The sequence below is a fragment of the Streptomyces aurantiacus genome (genome assembly GCF_027107535.1).
Taxonomy (GTDB): Bacteria; Actinomycetota; Actinomycetes; order Streptomycetales; family Streptomycetaceae; genus Streptomyces.
This window is the reverse complement of record NZ_CP114283.1, coordinates 807,879-824,227: the sequence shown is the minus strand read 5'-3', so window position 1 is coordinate 824,227 and position 16,349 is coordinate 807,879. Positions and strand designations below refer to the sequence as shown.

The window sequence follows — 16,349 nt, the reverse complement described above, 5'->3', positions numbered from 1 at the left end:
CGACGAACCCGCGGCCCGCGACGAACAGTTCCCCCACTCCCTACCCGGCCCCCGCGATCACCCCAGCGCGGACTTCACCGCGTCGGCGAGCCGCCCCGCGACGGACCGGGCCTGGTCGATGTCAGCCGCTTCCACCATGACCCGCACCAGCGGCTCGGTGCCCGACGGCCGGAGCAACACCCGGCCGGTGGCGCCGAGTTCGCGCTCGGCCTCGGTGACCGCGGAGGCCAGCTCGGCCGACGTGCCCACCCTGGACCGGTCGACGTCCGGCACGTTGATGAGGACCTGCGGCAACCGCTCCATGACGGACGCGAGGTCCTGGAGCGTACGGCCGGTCTCGGCGATCCGTGCCGCGAGCAGCAGCCCGGTCAGCGTCCCGTCCCCCGTCGTGGCGTGGTCGAGGATGATGACGTGTCCCGACTGCTCGCCGCCGAGCGCGTAGTCGTGCTCCTTCATCTCCTCCAGCACGTACCGGTCCCCGACGCCGGTCTGCACCAGGGACAGCCCCTCGCGCTCCATGGCCAGTTTGAACCCGAGGTTCGACATGACCGTGGCGACAACGGTGTCGGACCGCAGCTCGGAGCGCTCCCGCATCGCGAGGGCGAGTACGGCCAGGATCTGGTCCCCGTCGACCTCCGCACCGGTGTGGTCCACGGCGAGGCACCGGTCGGCGTCACCGTCGTGCGCGATGCCGAGGTCGGCGCCGTGCTCGAGGACGGCCGCCTTCAGCAGGCCGAGGTGGGTCGAGCCGCAGCCGTCGTTGATGTTCAGCCCGTCCGGCTCGGCGCCGATCGTGACGATCTCGGCGCCCGCACGCGTGAAGGCCTCCGGCGAGACCCGCGCGGCCGCGCCGTGCGCCTCGTCGAGGACGACCTTCAGACCGTCCAGACGGTTCGGAACGGCCGTGAGGAGATGGGAGACGTAGCGCTCGAAGCCCTCCTCGTACGACCGGACGCGGCCGACACCGGAGCCCGTCGGCCGGTCCCAGGGAGCGCCGGTGCGGTGCTCCTCGTAGAGGGCCTCGATCCGGTCCTCCAGCTCGTCGGGGAGCTTGTGGCCGCCGCGGGCGAAGAACTTGACGCCGTTGTCCGGCATGGCGTTGTGGCTCGCGGAGAGCATCACGCCGAGGTCGGCACCGAGAGCGCCGGTGAGGAACGCCACCGCGGGGGTCGGCAGGACGCCGACGCGCAGCACGTCCACGCCGGCGCTGGCGAGACCCGCGACCACGGCGGCCTCCAGGAACTCCCCGGACGCACGCGGATCCCGTCCGACCACCGCCGTCGGCCGGTGGCCCTCGAACGTTCCCGCCTCGGCCAGTACGTGCGCCGCCGCCACGGAGAGACCGAGCGTGAGCTCGGCCGTCAGATCCGCGTTGGCGACACCGCGTACGCCGTCCGTCCCGAAGAGTCGTCCCACTGGTGTCCTCCGAACTTGCTCAGGCTTACTCAGAATGTGCGGCTCGGGCCGAGGGTCCGGCCACGGCTCTTGTCGGGGTGCGGCTGCTCCCCCTTGCCCGGAGTGCGACTGCGGCCCCCCGGCCAGGGTCCGGCTCCGACCCCTGTCAGGTATATCCCCCGGGCCTGTATATCTCCCAGGCCTGTTCCAGTGCTGTGGCCAAAAGGCCGTGGTGCGCGGCTCACGCACACAGGCTGTGGTAACCGGCTCACACACAGCTTGTGGTAAACGAACGCCCCGGCGGCACAGAACGTGCCGCCGGGGCGATTCGTGCAGAACAGCGAGCGATGTTTAGCGCTTGCTGTACTGCGGGGCCTTACGGGCCTTCTTGAGACCGGCCTTCTTGCGCTCGACCGCACGGTCGTCGCGCTTGAGGAAGCCGGCCTTCTTCAGGGCGCCGCGGTTGTTGTCCACGTCCGCCTCGTTCAGGGCGCGGGCCACACCGAGACGCAGCGCGCCGGCCTGACCGGAGACACCGCCACCCGAGATGCGGGCGACGACGTCGTAGCGGTCGTCGAGCTCGAGCACCTTGAAGGGCTCGTTGACTTCCTGCTGGTGCACCTTGTTGGGGAAGTAGTCCTCAAGGGTGCGACCGTTGATCTTCCACTTGCCGGAGCCCGGGACGATCCGGACGCGGGCGATGGCGTTCTTGCGACGGCCCAGGCCGGCGGCCGGCTGCGGGTCACCGAAGCGGCCGGCGAGGGACTCCGAGGTGTACTCGCCCTCGACGGGCACCTCGGACTCGGTGGTGTAGCTCTCGGTGTCGACAAGCTCGGTCTCAGTCTCTTCGACCGGCTGCTCAACGGTGGTCTCGGCCACGATTCTCCTCAGATTCTTTTTCGTCTTAGGGGGTGGCCGGAACTACTGCGCGACCTGGGTGATCTCGAACGGCACCGGCTGCTGGGCAGCGTGCGGGTGCTGGTCGCCCGAGTAGACCTTCAGCTTCGAGAGCACCTGACGGCCCAGGGTGTTCTTGGGGATCATGCCCTTGATGGCCTTCTCGACGGCCTTCTCGGGGTTCTTCGCCAGCAGCTCGTCGTAGCGGACGGAGCGCAGACCACCCGGGTAACCGGAGTGGCGGTACGCCAGCTTCTGGGTCTTCTTGTTGCCGGAGAGGTGCACCTTGTCGGCGTTGATGATGATGACGAAGTCACCAGCATCGACGTGAGGCGCGTAAATCGGCTTGTGCTTGCCCCGCAGAATGTTCGCGGCAGTGGTCGCCAGACGACCCAGGACGACATCCTGGGCGTCGATGACGTACCACTGGCGAGTGATGTCGCCGGGCTTGGGGCTGAACGTACGCACGGTCGTAGCCTTCGCTTCTTCAGTGAGTGGGTCCTGACATGGACCACCACGGACGATGTACGACAGCCCTGGCGGACCTCGGTGACGCAACCGAGTCCTGCCGCTGGTCATCGGCCCGGTGGACCGGTGTAAGGGCCCCTCACGTGAGAATGAGCAAGCCAATACACATAACGAACCGCAAGAATACCCGCGGTGGCCCGTACGGGTCAAAACGCGGGATCACCCCCCCGGCGCCCACCGGGTTTCAGGGCGGCCCGGCACGGGCACGCGGGGCCCGGCCGCCCGCCCCACCACGCCGGTTCCGCCATGTTTCCGCACCGCCTCCACCCGCGTACGCAGGGCGTCCGCGCGCCACCCGTGCGCGCCGCGCCCCCGGTCCCGGCCCGCGCATCGCGGCGCGTCGGCCGCACCAACCACCCTGAGATGCCCCGTTTGGCCTCATTCACGCTTGACACGTCAGGACTTCGAGTGCTGCGGGACACGGACCAGCACACCCCCTGTCCCGTCTAAGATGCGCCCCATGAGCTTTGGGCAGGGGGGACCCCAGTGGGGTTCCGGGGGATCGGGTTCTCAGCAGCCGCAGTGGAGCAATCAGTCTCCGGACTGGGCGGCGCTGGCAGAGGCGTCCGAAACGCGCAACCGGCGCCGCAGATGGCTGCTGGTCGGCGGCGGAGCCCTGGCCACCATCGCCGTGGGCACGGCCGTCGCCGTGGCCGTGGTCTCGGCGGACGGCAACGAACAGGCCTCGAACAGGCCTGCCTCCGAGCTGCCCGCCTCCGCGGACATCCCGTCGGACACCACCGGCCCCGGCCCGTCCTTCGAGGAGACCTCGGCGCCGCCGCCGCTGGACCCGAAGGACTTCATATCCGACGTGAAGAAGGACACAGCGCCGCTCGCGCCGGACACCTTCTTCCCGGGCACCCAGCTGACGATGGGCGAGACCGTCTACAAGAAGGGCGCGATCGCGTCCACGAAGACCTGCGCGTCGGCCGCCCAGGGCACGCTCGGCGCGGTTCTCACCAAGAACGACTGCACGCGCCTCATGCGCGTCACGTACGAGAAGGACGGCGTCGCGGTGACGGTCGGCGTGGCCGTCTTCGACACCGAGGCCAAGGCGCTCAGGGCGAAGACCGACGCCGACGACAAAAGCGTCGTCGAGTCCCTCTCCGGTGAGGGCGTTGCCGTCTTCTGCCGCTCCGCGATCTGCCGCTCGACCACCAACTCGTACGGCCGCTACGCCTACTTCACGGTCGCCGGCTTCACCAACGGCAAGGACGTGACCCAGAAGGACGCCGCGGTCTTCACCACGGGCGACGACCTGGCCGAGTTCACGTTCCGCCAGATCCGCCGCCGCGGCGAGGCTCAGGCCTCGGAGGCCGCCAACCAGTAGCCGCGCCGGCCCGTCCGGTACAGCGGCCAGGGAGACCCCGGCCGGCCGAAAGAGCGGCGGCCCGCCTGAAGCCGGGCCGCCGCTCTTTCGTCACCCGTGCCCGGGCAGCGGCACTACTTGTGCTTGAGCCGCAGCTTCACCGGCACCATGGCCGACTCCAGCTGCGTGCGCAGGGTCATCTTCGAGACGCCCTCGGTCCGCTCCTCGAAGCGGATCGGGATCTCGACCGCGGAGTGACCGGCTCGTACGGCCTTGTACTTGAGCTCGACCTGGAAGCTGTAACCGGCGCTGTCCAGGGAGTGCAGGTCGACATCGCGCAGGGTCTGCGCGGACCACAGGTTGAAGCCCGCGGTGATGTCGCGGATCTTCGTGCCGAGCACGGTACGCGCGTAGCGGTTCGCGAAACGGGACAGCAGCACGCGGTGCGCGCCCCAGTCGTCGTCGAGCTGGCCGCCCTCGACGTACCGGCTGCCTATGACCAGGCCGACACCCGACGCCACGGCCGTGCCGAGCATCCGTGGGACCGCTTCCACGGGGTGGCTGCCATCGGCGTCCATCTGCACGACGTACTGCGCGCCCTCGTCCACCGCGGCGCTCATGCCCGCGACGTACGCGCGCCCGAGGCCGTCCTTCTCGGTGCGGTGCAGCACGCTCATCCGGCGCCGCCCGTCCCAGTTGAACTTCTCCGCCAGATCCTCGGCGATCTGTCCTGTACCATCCGGACTGGAGTCATCCACTACCTTCAAGTGGAGCCCGTTCAGCGGCAGTTGAAGCACAGCCTCGGCCATTCTCGGCAGATTGGCGGCTTCGTTGTACGTAGGCATCACCACGGTGACAGCCACGTCCGCCCCCACGTCGTACGTCATCTCTTTTCCCTCCCCATTCGATTGCCCCCCAACCGGGCACGGGGTCTCCCGCGCCCGGATCCCAACTCAGGTATGCACCTTGCGCTTGGCGGCGTCGTCCTTCTCCACAGAGGTGTCGTCCGTCGCGGCGCGTGTCCTTTCGAGGAGCACGAGCTGGAGGTATTTCAGCTTCTTGGTCTTCACGACCTTGAAGCTCTTCTGGATCACGGTGGCCGAGGTCTTCGGCATCCCGCTGAACGGCTTCCCGTCGAGCGTCGTCGACACGAGCCACAGCCGGTCGGCCTTGGCCAGGCACTTGGCGGGGTGCGGGCACTCGGCCGCGTCGAACGAGCCCCGCTCCTGCGGTGTGCGGTACATCAGCCAGTCCTTCGGGCGGCCCGCATCGTCGCGCAGCTCGTAGGCCATGGCCCGGCGCTCGGTCATCACACCGCTGAAGACGATGCCGTCGCCCTTCTTCTGCCCGGCCTCGATGATCTGCGCGGCACCCCGGAAGTCCGGCTCGCCCAGCGCGTTCTGGCGGGTCTCCCGGATGCCCGGCAGCGACTGGAAGGCGACCCCGGCGACCATGACGGCCACCAGCACCCAGCCGAAGCCCCGCCTCGCGACCGCCCCCCGCCCGGCCTTCGCCCCGGTCACGGGCCCTGCAATGCGGATCACGGCGACGGCCGCGAGCAGCACCCAGGCGGGCGCCGTGAACAGCAGGTAGCGCGGCAGGAAGAGGTGCAGCTGCGCGGCCGTGACGTAGGTCGCCACCGGCGGCAGCACGATCCACACGGCCAGCGGCAGGGCCAGCCGGCCCGCGAAGAACAGCCCGATCGCGCCGAGCACCATGACCGGCACGGCCACCGCCCAGGTACCGAAGAGGTTCTTGGGGAAGTCCATCAGGTCGTCGACGCCGGGGTTGTTCCAGGCGATCTGCCCGCTCTGCCCCGAGCCCGAGACGGCCATCGGGACGACGAAGCACATGCCCAGGGTGAAGGCCGCGGCGTAGGCCCAGCCCACGATCTTGTCGCCCGCGCGCCGCGCCATCACGATCATCACCAGATGCGCGCCGAGCACCGCCATCGAGGCCAGGTGACTCCAGCCGATCAGCGGCACCGACAGCGTGTAGGCGACCCACACCTTGAACGACGGCTTGTCCAGCGCCCTCGCGAGCAGCAGCGTCGACAGCAGGACCGCCGCCACGGCGAAGGCGTACGGCCGGATCTCCTGGCCGTACCGGGTCGTGATCGGCACGACGGCGAAGGCGAGTCCCGCGAGGATCCCCGCCTGGGTGGTGAACAGCCGTCGCCCGAGCAGGGCGAGCAGGCCGGCGGACGCCGCCATGGCCACCGCGCCGGGGATGCGCAGCGCGGTCGGGGAGTCCCCGGCGACGGCGACCCAGGCGTGCATGAACACGTAGTACGGCGTGAACACGACGTCGATCGAGCGGATCAGCAGGCTCAGGTCGTGCAGGGACAGCGAGGCCGCCCACCAGGTGGCGTGCTCGTCCCGCCACAGCTGGCGGTCGCCGATGCCGCGCAGGATCAGTGCGAAGGCGACCGCCGTGGGCAGGAGAAAGGTCACTGCAGTGGCGAACCGTCCGCCCTTCGGGCCTTCGGGCTCCTCGTCGCCGGGCTCGTCCGCGGGCGGCTCCGGGTCGACCGGATCCGGCGTGACGGGCTCGGCCACGTGCGCTTCCTGCTGCCCGGGGGCGGCATGGGCACCCGGGTCGGCGTACTGCCCGGGAGCCGCGTACCCGCCGGGGCCGCCGTACGCGCCCTGCCCCGGATCGGCGTACGTGCCGTGTCCGGGCTCGGCATAGGGGACCTGACCGTTGCCGCCGTAACCGCCCTGGCCGGTGTACGTGTCCTGCCCGGGGTAGGCGCCCTGACCCGCGTACGGGTCCTGGCCCCCCTGGGCGTCGGGATATCCGCCGCCGTACGGCGGAGAGGCATTGACACTCATCGCTTCACCCAAATCCGGAACGCGCCGTCGCCCTTACTCGTGGTGAAGCGCGACACGGCTGCCAGGCGGTAGTGGGAATTCCCGCGCAGCGCGTCGGTCACGGCCTGGTCGACCTCGGGCGTGACCGTCCCGCGCAGCACGATGATGTCGAACTTCGCGTCCTTGACCGCGGCACGGTAGGCGTCGGGGCCGGAGTACTGCTTGCCCTTCTTGTCCTTGTAGTCCATGCCGAATGTGCTCTGCCACTGGTCGTAGTCGGTCTTGTCCCGCAGGTAGTACGCGGGAACCTCGTGCTCCTCGGCGAGATAGCTGCCCTTGCGGTCGACCATGGTGCGCAGGATCGCCGTCATCTCCTTGGAGTCCGGGAAGCTGTACGCCTGCTGCGACTGCACCATGCCGAACACCAGCGTCAGCACGTACAGGATGATCCCGAGCTGCGGGTGCCGGAAGTGCGGTCCGACGAGCCGCGACATGCCGAGACCCGCCATCGGTCCGGCGAAGAGCAGGCCGAAGCCCACGTGCTTGAACAGCGAGATCTCCGTCTGGAGGTGGATCTGGTAGGCCGGGGCCAGCAGCGCCGTCCCGGTCAGTACCACTCCGAGCGAGATCCGCCGGAACCTCCCGGGCCCCTTCTGGTCGACCCACGGCATCTCGCCCATGTTCGGGCGGAGCACATAGGCGATGGAGCCCCCGAGCGCCGCGAGGAACATCAGCCCGCCCCACTCGGAGCTGTGCTGCAGGATCGTCATCGCCGTGTCGGCGCCCTTGGCACGGTCGGTGGTGGTCTGGCTGATACCGCCGAGCGACCCGGCGAAGACGTAGGCGACGCCCAGCATGAGGGCCATCGCCCCGCCGAGCACCGCACCGCGGACCAGCGCCAGCATCCCGCGGTGGCGGTAGGCGGTCAGCACCGCGAGGACCACCAGGGTCGGCAGGTACAGGCCCGCCGCGTACTTCGTACCGAAGGCCAGGAACGCCGGGGGCGCCGCGAGCACGACCGCCAGGATGTGCGACCGGCCGGTCCGTACGATGATCCAGAAGGCCAGGGCCAGCAGGAAGATCGCCGCGGCGTCGAAGGTGGCGAAGTTGCCGAGGAACACCGTCGACTGGATGACGGAGAAGAGGGCCGCCGCGCCGAGCGCCGCCCGGACGTTGAACATCCGGCGGGTCGTCGCGTACAGCAGCGCGGTCGCGCCGAGCATGAAGAAGAGGCTGACGATGCGCACTCCGGCGAGCCCGCCCACGCTGTCGGCCATGGCCGCGAGCACCGGGTACAGCTTCGGGTAACCCGAGAAGTAGCCCTCGAAGTCACCCGGCACGGGCGTGCCGTGCAGGATGTTGCCGACCTCGTAGTGGCCGGCCGCGATGTAGAGCGCCTCGTCCTGGAACGCGGTGCCGCGCAGCCGCAGCGAGAGCCCCGTCTGGATGAACAGCACACAGAGCAGCACCCAGCGTCCCAGCAGCTTGCTGCGCCCGCCGTCCACCGCCCACGCCGACTCCTGCACAGGCGGCAGCGTGTAACCCGGCTTCTCCGGCTCCGGCGCAACGGGCGCGGCGACCGGCTCGGGCTCGACCGCGGTGTGCGAGGCATACGGGTCGAAGGGCGCGTACGTGTCGTAGGTCTGCTGGTCGGGATACGAGGTCGTCCGGCCGTGGACGTCGAAACGCCAGCTGCCGGTCTCGGTGAAGTAGCCGGGCTGGTAGGCCTGCTCCTGCTGCGGAGGGTAGGCCGACTGCGCCCGGGACGGGGACTGGGCCTGGGCCTGCTGTGCGTACTGCCGCAGGCTCTCCTGCTGCTGGTACCGCTGCTGGTCCACGCCGTGGCCGTACTGCTGCTGTCCCTGGCCGTACTGCTGGTGCTGCCCGTTCTGCTGCGGGTACCCGTTGCCACCGTTGTCGTACTGCTGGTGGTTCTGGGGGTTCTGGTGCTGCTGATGCTGGTGCTGCTGCTGACCCTGTTGCTGCCCGTATCCGTATTCGTCGTACAGCTCGGAGTCGTCCGCCCACGTGGGCGTGCGTCGGTCGGTCATGGCTTCGTCACATCGAATCCGAAGCGCGGGTTCGCGGCCTCCTGCTTGAAGGTCTTCTCGGAGAGCGGGCCGCTGTTGATGCGCCAGTCCGTCTCCTTGTCGAAGTTGAACCAGACGAACCCGATGACGTCGTCGCGCTCGGCCGTCCCCGCGAAGAGGGACTTGATGTCGGCGGGCTTGCGCTCACCGGCCTGCGCGGCCGTCTCCGCGATGATGAACGGTTTCTTCGTGAAGCCGCGGATCTGGGTCATCGTCGGCCCGTACAGCGACTGGTAGGTGTTGGGCCCGGTGGCCGCGTAGTAGCCGATGACACCGACCCAGTCGACGTAGTCGTCGCCCGGCCAGTACGGCTTGAGCTTCACCTTCGGCATCGGGTGGGTGACGTTCGGGCTCCACACCCAGATGACCTGGGTGGCGCCCTCGTCGTCGAAGAGGTCGTGGATGTGCTTGTACGCGGCGGTGAAGTCGGCCGCGCTCGTCTTCTTGGTGCCCCACGGGTACCAGAAGCCGTTCATCTCGTGCGCGAAGCTGATCGCGACCGGCAGGTTCAGCTCCTTGACGGACTTCGCGTACTCACGGATGTACGCGTCCTCCTTGCCGGAGGCGATGTCCTTCATGCTCGTCTCGAAGGGCTCCCAGGCGATGAACGCGACAGCGCCGTAGTCCCACGAGTTCGTCACGAGCTCCTGCTCGTACTGGTCGCCCCACGCGGAGTAGAACTCCATCAGGTTGGGCTTCTTGCCGGCCCGCTTCGCGAAGTCCTGGACGGCCTTCATCTTGGCGGGAGCGCCGTCGGCGGCCACCCCGAGGTACTTCTTCTTCGGCTCCAGCAGCGGCCGCACGTCGTACGGCGGCTCCGGCTTCGCGGACTCACTGGCCTCACCGGTGCCCTCGGGACCCGGCTGCTCGCCCTGGCCGCGCTCGTACTGGTCGCGGCCCTCCTCGGAGAACGTGCTGCACCCGGCCAGCAGCGCACCGGCGAGGAGCGTGGCGACGAGCGCCCGCACGGGCCGTGATGCCCGCACTCGGCGTACGGAGAAACTCATGCGGTCGCTTCCTGCACTTCCTGGGCACGCGGCTGCACGAGAACGCGGCCGACGACCATCGCGTAGAAGAGGCCGGCGGACAGCATCAGCGCGAAGTCCGGCGGATAGAGGGTGAGCATGCGCCAGGCGGCGACGACGATCCAGACCACGGCCGTGCCGCCGGTCCAGAAGATCATGCAGTTCCAGTAGCGGCGCATGCCGTTCTTCTTGGCGCCCGCCGAGCCCGTGGGCTTCCAGCCCATCGGACGGCCCCGCAGCACGTCCCAGACGGCGAAGACGTGCGACCAGCCGTACATGATCCGCACGGCCCAGGCCTCCAGCCGGTACGGCGCCCGGTGCCACAGCGGCAGCACCAGCGTCACGTACGCGATGCTCGGCAGCACCCACATGGCGGCCTCGGCACGCAGCAGGTCGGGGCGCAGGATCATCAGGGCGAGCGGGATGACCGGCGCGATGAACGTGGCGAGCGCGGTCTGGAGGTAGTACAGGAACCCCGACACGTAGCAGAGCCGGGTCTTGAACTTGAGGTCCATCTCCCAGAAACGCTTGCTGGTGAGGAGCTCCAGCGAGCCCATGCACCAGCGGTACTGCTGGTTGTGGAAGGCACCGGCCGTGTCCGGGCACACTCCGGCGGACAGCGCGACGGGCACGTAGCGCAGCTTCCAGCCGAGGGCCCGCAGGTCGAAGCCGGTGTACATGTCCTCGGAGTGCTCGATCAGCGTGATGCCGTTGGTCTGCTCCAGGGCCGCGCGCCGGTAGATCGCACACGAGCCGACGCAGATCGACCCGTCCTTGTCCTCACGGGAGGTCTGCACGGACCGGTAGAACTGCTCCTGCACGGCGCCCGCGCCGCGCTCGATCCAGTTCTGCCGGTCGACGATGCGGAAGAACTGCGGCGACTGCACGATGGCGACCTTCTCGTCGTCGTCCATGTGCGGCAGCAGTTCGTCCAGCAGGTCGGCACGCGGCGCGAAGTCGGCGTCGAGGATGAGGATGTGGTCGCCGTCGGTCTTCTCGAAGGCGTGATTGAGGTTGCCGGCCTTCTTGAACCAGCCGCGGTTGGGCCGCACCACGTACTGGAACCCGAAGTCGGTGGCCATGGCCCCGACCTCGTCCTCGGCCGCGTCGTCCAGGACGTACGTGTTGACGACGCCCTGGTAGCTGCTGGCGAGCCGGTTCACATGGACCCAGGTGTTGTGCAGGACCTCCAGGGGCTCACCGCACACCGGCAGGAAGATGTCCACGCTCGGGTACACCGCGGGCTGCCACTTGCGCACGAGGCGCTTGTGGCCCTTGATGTCGAAGTCCTTGCTGAGCCCGTCGAGGTACAACGAGATCAGGTAGTCCGCGATGATGAACGCCAGCAACGGCAGCGTCAGCCAGAACCACGGGCTCGACGCCGTGAACAGGAACTGGCTCATCGCCAGACACGCGAAGCTGATCAGCGAACCGAACGTCAGCACCCACAGATACCGACGGCTGTACGAGTACTTCTCCACGTCGTCCGGCGGCGTCGGCAGCAGCCCATGACTCTGCGGCGTTTTCTTGCGTTTCCTGTTCTGCGGAACACGAGCAGTCCCCACTGCACTCATGCACAACCCCCGGGGCCGATCCGGCCCGTTACCCCCACCCGAACTCGGCCAACCCCTAATCGAACTCTCAGCCGAGCAGCGAAATCATAACTGAGTTTCAGAGGTTACGTCCGAACGTACGTGTTACGCAGGGGTTTCATCACACATCACAGCGGGCATATGTACCCACTTAGGCACCGTCGGGGGCCCGTCAGCAGCAGCCGGCACCGGGCAGCGAGCGCCGGTTCCGGGCCTCCTTGTTGCGGGCGGCGAGCAGCTCGTCGGCCGGATACCCGACCTCTTCGAGGGTCAGCCCGTGCGGTCGCACGACGTGCACGGCGGAGTCCCGGACCCCGGCGGCGAGCACCTCTCCGGGCCAGTTGGGCCCCCGGTGCCCGTCCCCCACGAACAGCAGCGCCCCGATCAGCGACCGCACCATGTTGTGGCAGAAGGCGTCGGCCCGCACGGTGGCGGTGACGATCCCGTCACTCCCCCGCTCCAGCCGCAGCTCCTGGAGCGTACGGATGGTCGTGGCGCCCTCGCGCTTCTTGCAGTAGGCGGCGAAGTCGTGCTCCCCGAGGAGCCTCTTCGCGGCCTCGTTCATGGCGTCGACGTCGAGCGGCCAGTCGTGCCACAGCACGTGACCGCGCAGCAGGGGGTCGACCCCGCCCTGGTTGTCGGTGACGCGGTAGGCGTACCGCCGCCAGATCGCCGAGAACCGCGCGTTGAAGCCGCTCGGCGCCTCCGCGAGCGCCCACACCCGCACGTCCTTCGGCAACCGCCCGGCCAGCCGCTTCAGCAGCTTCTCCCGGTGCTCGCCCCACAGCTCCTCGGGCAGGTCGACATGAGCGACCTGGCCCCGGGCGTGCACCCCGGCGTCGGTCCGCCCGGCCACGGTCAGCTCGTACGTGGTGTCCCCCGACCGCGTCACGGTCCGCAGGGCGTCCTCGATCTCGCCCTGCACGGTCCGCCGTCCCGCGGCCTGCTTGGCCCACCCGGAGAACTCCTTCCCGTCGTAGGAAAGGTCCAGCCGTACCCGTACGAACCCGGGCTCCACTTCGTCACTCACACACAGATCCTCTCAGTGGCCCGCTCTTGCGGGAACGCGAGAGCGGGCCCGCCCCGTAGGGGGCGGACCCGCTCACTGTCAGGCAGAGCCTCAGGCGTCCTTGGACTCGTCCTTGGCGTCGGCCGGAGCCGCGTCCTCGACGACCTCGTCGGACTTGGCCTCGACGGCCTCGTCCTTCTTGGGGGCGTCGTCCTTCTTCAGGGTGTCTTCCTTGACGGCACGCTTGGTCGCCGCCTCGGCCTCACCGGTGGCCTCCTGGGCCACGGTCAGGGCCTCCACCAGCTCGATGACAGCCATGGGCGCGTTGTCGCCACGGCGGTTACCGATCTTGGTGATACGGGTGTAGCCACCCGGGCGGTTCTCGTAGCGCGGGCCGATCTCGGTGAAGAGCGTGTGCACGATGCTCTTGTCCGTGATGATCGACAGGACCTGACGGCGGTTGTGAAGGTCGCCCTTCTTCGCCTTGGTGACCAGACGCTCGGCGTACGGCCGCAGGCGGCGGGCCTTCGCCTCGGTGGTCGTGATCTTGCCGTGCTCGAAGAGCGACTTCGCGAGGTTCGCGAGAAGCAGCTTCTCGTGCGCGGCGCTGCCACCCATACGGGCACCCTTGGCGGGCTTCGGCATGATGTTTCTCCTAGGTGTCTGCCCCGGCCGTATCAGGTACCGAGGTCAGTGTCCGAGCAGGCGATCGCCTGTCGAAGATCCGAGACCTCTTTCAAGGCCCCGGAGGACCCGCGCCCCGTCAGGGGCGCGGGGAACTGCGACCGGCCACGAACCGGGCCGCAGCCAAGAACCGGCAGTCGGTCCCCAGCTCTTAGTACTGCTCGGTCTCGACGAAGCCCGCGTCCGCGTCGTCGTCGGCGCCGAAGGCGTCAGCGGCGGCGGTCGGGTCGAACCCGGGAGGCGAGTCCTTCAGGGCCAGGCCCATGCCGGCCAGCTTCGCCTTGACCTCGTCGATCGACTTCGCACCGAAGTTGCGGATGTCGAGCAGGTCGGCCTCGGAACGGGCCACGAGCTCACCCACGGAGTGGATGCCCTCGCGCTTGAGGCAGTTGTACGACCGAACGGTGAGCTCGAGCTCCTCGATCGGCAGGGCGAGATCGGCGGCGAGGGCGGCGTCCGTCGGGGACGGACCCATGTCGATGCCCTCGGCGTCGATGTTGAGCTCACGCGCCAGACCGAACAGCTCGACCAGGGTCTTACCGGCCGACGCCATGGCGTCACGGGGACGCATGGCCTGCTTGGTCTCGACGTCGACGATCAGCTTGTCGAAGTCGGTGCGCTGCTCGACACGAGTCGCCTCGACCTTGTACGTGACCTTGAGAACCGGCGAGTAGATCGAGTCGACCGGGATGCGCCCGATCTCCTGACCGACCTGCTTGTTCTGCACGGCGGAGACGTAACCGCGACCGCGCTCGACCGTCAGCTCCATCTCCAGCTTGCCCTTGCCGTTGAGCGTGGCGAGGACGAGGTCGGGGTTGTGGACCTCGACACCGGCCGGGGGCGCGATGTCGGCGGCGGTGACCAGACCCGGGCCCTGCTTGCGCAGGTACATCACGACCGGCTCGTCGTGCTCCGAGGAGACGACCAGCTGCTTGATGTTGAGGATCAGGTCGGTGACGTCCTCCTTGACGCCCGGCACGGTGGTGAACTCGTGCAGGACCCCGTCGATCCGGATGCTGGTGACAGCGGCTCCGGGGATCGAGGAGAGGAGGGTGCGACGGAGGGAGTTGCCGAGGGTGTAGCCGAAGCCCGGCTCCAGCGGCTCGATCACGAACCGGGAGCGGAATTCGTCGACGACCTCTTCGGTCAACGAGGGACGCTGAGCAATCAGCATGTTGCGATCCTTCAGTCATGGGCGCCCGCTATTTGACACCCTGCTGTTACTGCAAGGGTACGGGCGGCACGCCTCCGAGGAGCCGTACCGCCCGAACCCAGGAAAAACTAAGACAACCGTGCGTCAGACGCGACGGCGCTTGGGCGGACGGCAGCCGTTGTGCGGCGTGGGCGTCACGTCCTGGATCGAGCCGACCTCGAGGCCGGTGGCCTGGAGGGAGCGGATCGCGGTCTCGCGACCGGAGCCCGGGCCCTTCACGAAGACGTCAACCTTGCGCATGCCGTGCTCCTGCGCGCGGCGGGCGGCCGACTCGGCGGCCATCTGCGCGGCGAAGGGGGTGGACTTGCGCGAGCCCTTGAAGCCGACGTGGCCGGCGGAGGCCCAGGAGATCACGTTGCCCGAGGGGTCCGTGATCGAGACGATCGTGTTGTTGAACGTGCTCTTGATGTGCGCGTGCCCGTGAGCGACGTTCTTCTTTTCCTTGCGGCGCACCTTCTTGGCAGCGCCCTGACGACCCTTGGGGGGCATCTATAACTCCTACGGGGAGGTGGTCGGTCCTACAGCGAAGACCGCTGGTGAAGCGTTGTCCGCTGAGGACTACTTCTTGCCCGGCTTCTTCTTGCCGGCGATGGCGCGACGCGGGCCCTTGCGGGTACGAGCGTTCGTGCTGGTGCGCTGGCCGTGGACGGGCAGGCCACGACGGTGGCGCAGACCCTGGTAGCAGCCGATCTCGACCTTGCGGCGGATGTCGGCCTGAACCTCACGGCGGAGGTCACCCTCGGTCTTGAAGTTGTTGTCCACGTACTCGCGGATCCTGACCAGCTCCTCCTCGGAGAGGTCACGAACGCGGGTGTCGGGGTTGACGCCGGTATCGGCCAGCGTCTTCTGTGAGAGGGTCCGGCCGATGCCGAACACATAGGTGAGGGCAACCTCCACGCGCTTTTCGCGCGGGATGTCAACACCGGAAACGCGTGCCATTCAATGGCTCCAGTTGTCGTTCGGAGGTCTTCCGCAGAACCGGATCCCGCCCGCCGTCATCTTCGTCACTGGAAGACTCGGTACGAACCGGGTCCCCGGCCTCCGACCGGGGGTGTCGGATCCCTGCGAACAGGCGATCCGGGCTCTGCGTATGAACATGTTCTGCTTGCGTCGCGCGAAGTTCTGCGGGTGCAGAAGGTGCGGTCGTGCGTCAGCCCTGGCGCTGCTTGTGGCGCGGGTTTTCGCAGATGACCATGACCCGGCCGTGACGGCGGATCACCCTGCACTTGTCGCAGATCTTCTTGACGCTCGGCTTGACCTTCATTGGGTGAGGTTCTCCGGGTCAGTGCCACCACCCCGCGGAAGCGGGGCACAGGCAAGATCTACTTGTACCGGTAGACGATCCGGCCACGCGTGAGGTCGTACGGAGACAGCTCCACCACGACCCGGTCGTCAGGGAGGATACGGATGTAGTGCATACGCATCTTGCCGCTGATGTGAGCCAGGACCTGGTGGCCGTTCTGGAGCTCGACCTTGAACATGGCGTTCGGAAGAGACTCGACGACAGTGCCCTCGATCTCGATGGCACCTTGCTTCTTGGCCACGCTTCGCCCTTCGAATCGACTACCTTGATCGACTCCGCGCTTACCGCATGCAGACATGCGGATGCACGAGAGCCGACGAGTCAGTCTACGCCAGGGCCCTCGGAAAGACGAATCGAGAAAGTCTGCCCCATACGGAAGATCCCTAAGCAGCGAGCTCGGAGCCGCCCTCGCGAACGGCTGGGCACGGGCGCCCCGTCAGGGGCGCGGGGCTGTGACACATACGGCTCCGCCGCGCGGGCGCGACCAGCCA

The 16,349-nt window shown here is 68.3% G+C and carries 16 protein-coding genes; 1 reads left to right on the top strand and 15 read right to left on the bottom strand.

What is annotated here, in order from left to right; genetic code table 11:
* Positions 1-57 precede the first annotated feature (57 nt).
* From glmM to rplM, 3 genes are all read right to left on the bottom strand, one after another.
* The gene (gene glmM / locus O1Q96_RS05460; RefSeq protein WP_269247091.1) at positions 58-1,416 is read right to left on the bottom strand and encodes a phosphoglucosamine mutase; all 1,359 of its coding nucleotides are present in this window, start codon (positions 1,414-1,416) and stop codon (positions 58-60) included.
* 330 nt (positions 1,417-1,746) lie between these two features.
* Positions 1,747-2,274, bottom strand: a complete 528-nt coding sequence (gene rpsI / locus O1Q96_RS05455) for a 30S ribosomal protein S9 (protein WP_217454762.1) — start codon at positions 2,272-2,274, stop codon at positions 1,747-1,749.
* Between the two features lie 42 nt (positions 2,275-2,316).
* On the bottom strand, positions 2,317-2,760 hold the full coding sequence (gene rplM, locus O1Q96_RS05450) for a 50S ribosomal protein L13 (protein WP_055614906.1): 444 nt from the start codon (positions 2,758-2,760) through the stop codon (positions 2,317-2,319).
* A 520-nt stretch (positions 2,761-3,280) separates the two neighbouring features.
* Between rplM and O1Q96_RS05445 the strand changes: the two genes are divergently transcribed.
* Entirely contained in the window at positions 3,281-4,150 is an 870-nt protein-coding gene (locus tag O1Q96_RS05445) for a hypothetical protein (RefSeq protein WP_269247090.1), read from the top strand.
* A gap of 113 nt (positions 4,151-4,263) precedes the next feature.
* Here O1Q96_RS05445 and O1Q96_RS05440 read toward each other — a convergent pair whose 3' ends face one another.
* From O1Q96_RS05440 to infA, 12 genes are all read right to left on the bottom strand, one after another.
* The gene (locus O1Q96_RS05440) at positions 4,264-5,016 is read right to left on the bottom strand and encodes a polyprenol monophosphomannose synthase (protein WP_217454760.1); all 753 of its coding nucleotides are present in this window, start codon (positions 5,014-5,016) and stop codon (positions 4,264-4,266) included.
* A 66-nt stretch (positions 5,017-5,082) separates the two neighbouring features.
* Complete coding sequence (locus tag O1Q96_RS05435) at positions 5,083-6,963, bottom strand: glycosyltransferase family 39 protein (protein WP_269247089.1); 1,881 nt, start codon at positions 6,961-6,963, stop codon at positions 5,083-5,085.
* Positions 6,960-8,993: an ArnT family glycosyltransferase gene (locus tag O1Q96_RS05430; RefSeq protein WP_269247088.1), complete on the bottom strand. Its 2,034-nt coding sequence runs from the start codon at positions 8,991-8,993 to the stop codon at positions 6,960-6,962. Before O1Q96_RS05430 ends, O1Q96_RS05435 begins: the two co-directional genes overlap by 4 nt.
* On the bottom strand, positions 8,990-10,039 hold the full coding sequence (locus O1Q96_RS05425; protein WP_269247087.1) for a glycoside hydrolase family 26 protein: 1,050 nt from the start codon (positions 10,037-10,039) through the stop codon (positions 8,990-8,992). Before O1Q96_RS05425 ends, O1Q96_RS05430 begins: the two co-directional genes overlap by 4 nt.
* Positions 10,036-11,631: a glycosyltransferase family 2 protein gene (locus O1Q96_RS05420; RefSeq protein WP_269247086.1), complete on the bottom strand. Its 1,596-nt coding sequence runs from the start codon at positions 11,629-11,631 to the stop codon at positions 10,036-10,038. Before O1Q96_RS05420 ends, O1Q96_RS05425 begins: the two co-directional genes overlap by 4 nt.
* A gap of 190 nt (positions 11,632-11,821) precedes the next feature.
* Complete coding sequence (truA, locus tag O1Q96_RS05415; protein WP_269247085.1) at positions 11,822-12,679, bottom strand: tRNA pseudouridine(38-40) synthase TruA; 858 nt, start codon at positions 12,677-12,679, stop codon at positions 11,822-11,824.
* Between the two features lie 90 nt (positions 12,680-12,769).
* Entirely contained in the window at positions 12,770-13,303 is a 534-nt protein-coding gene (gene rplQ, locus O1Q96_RS05410) for a 50S ribosomal protein L17 (RefSeq protein WP_269247084.1), read from the bottom strand.
* 190 nt (positions 13,304-13,493) lie between these two features.
* Positions 13,494-14,516 (bottom strand): DNA-directed RNA polymerase subunit alpha, encoded by a 1,023-nt coding sequence (locus tag O1Q96_RS05405; RefSeq protein ID WP_003966937.1) that lies wholly within the window; start codon positions 14,514-14,516, stop codon positions 13,494-13,496.
* Positions 14,517-14,639: 123 nt separating this feature from the next.
* The gene (rpsK, locus tag O1Q96_RS05400; protein WP_003956432.1) at positions 14,640-15,044 is read right to left on the bottom strand and encodes a 30S ribosomal protein S11; all 405 of its coding nucleotides are present in this window, start codon (positions 15,042-15,044) and stop codon (positions 14,640-14,642) included.
* Positions 15,045-15,113: 69 nt separating this feature from the next.
* The gene (gene rpsM / locus O1Q96_RS05395; protein ID WP_055513621.1) at positions 15,114-15,494 is read right to left on the bottom strand and encodes a 30S ribosomal protein S13; all 381 of its coding nucleotides are present in this window, start codon (positions 15,492-15,494) and stop codon (positions 15,114-15,116) included.
* Positions 15,495-15,705: 211 nt separating this feature from the next.
* Entirely contained in the window at positions 15,706-15,819 is a 114-nt protein-coding gene (rpmJ, locus tag O1Q96_RS05390; RefSeq protein WP_003998809.1) for a 50S ribosomal protein L36, read from the bottom strand.
* A 58-nt stretch (positions 15,820-15,877) separates the two neighbouring features.
* Positions 15,878-16,099: a translation initiation factor IF-1 gene (infA, locus tag O1Q96_RS05385; protein ID WP_003948620.1), complete on the bottom strand. Its 222-nt coding sequence runs from the start codon at positions 16,097-16,099 to the stop codon at positions 15,878-15,880.
* Positions 16,100-16,349: the final 250 nt, after the last annotated feature.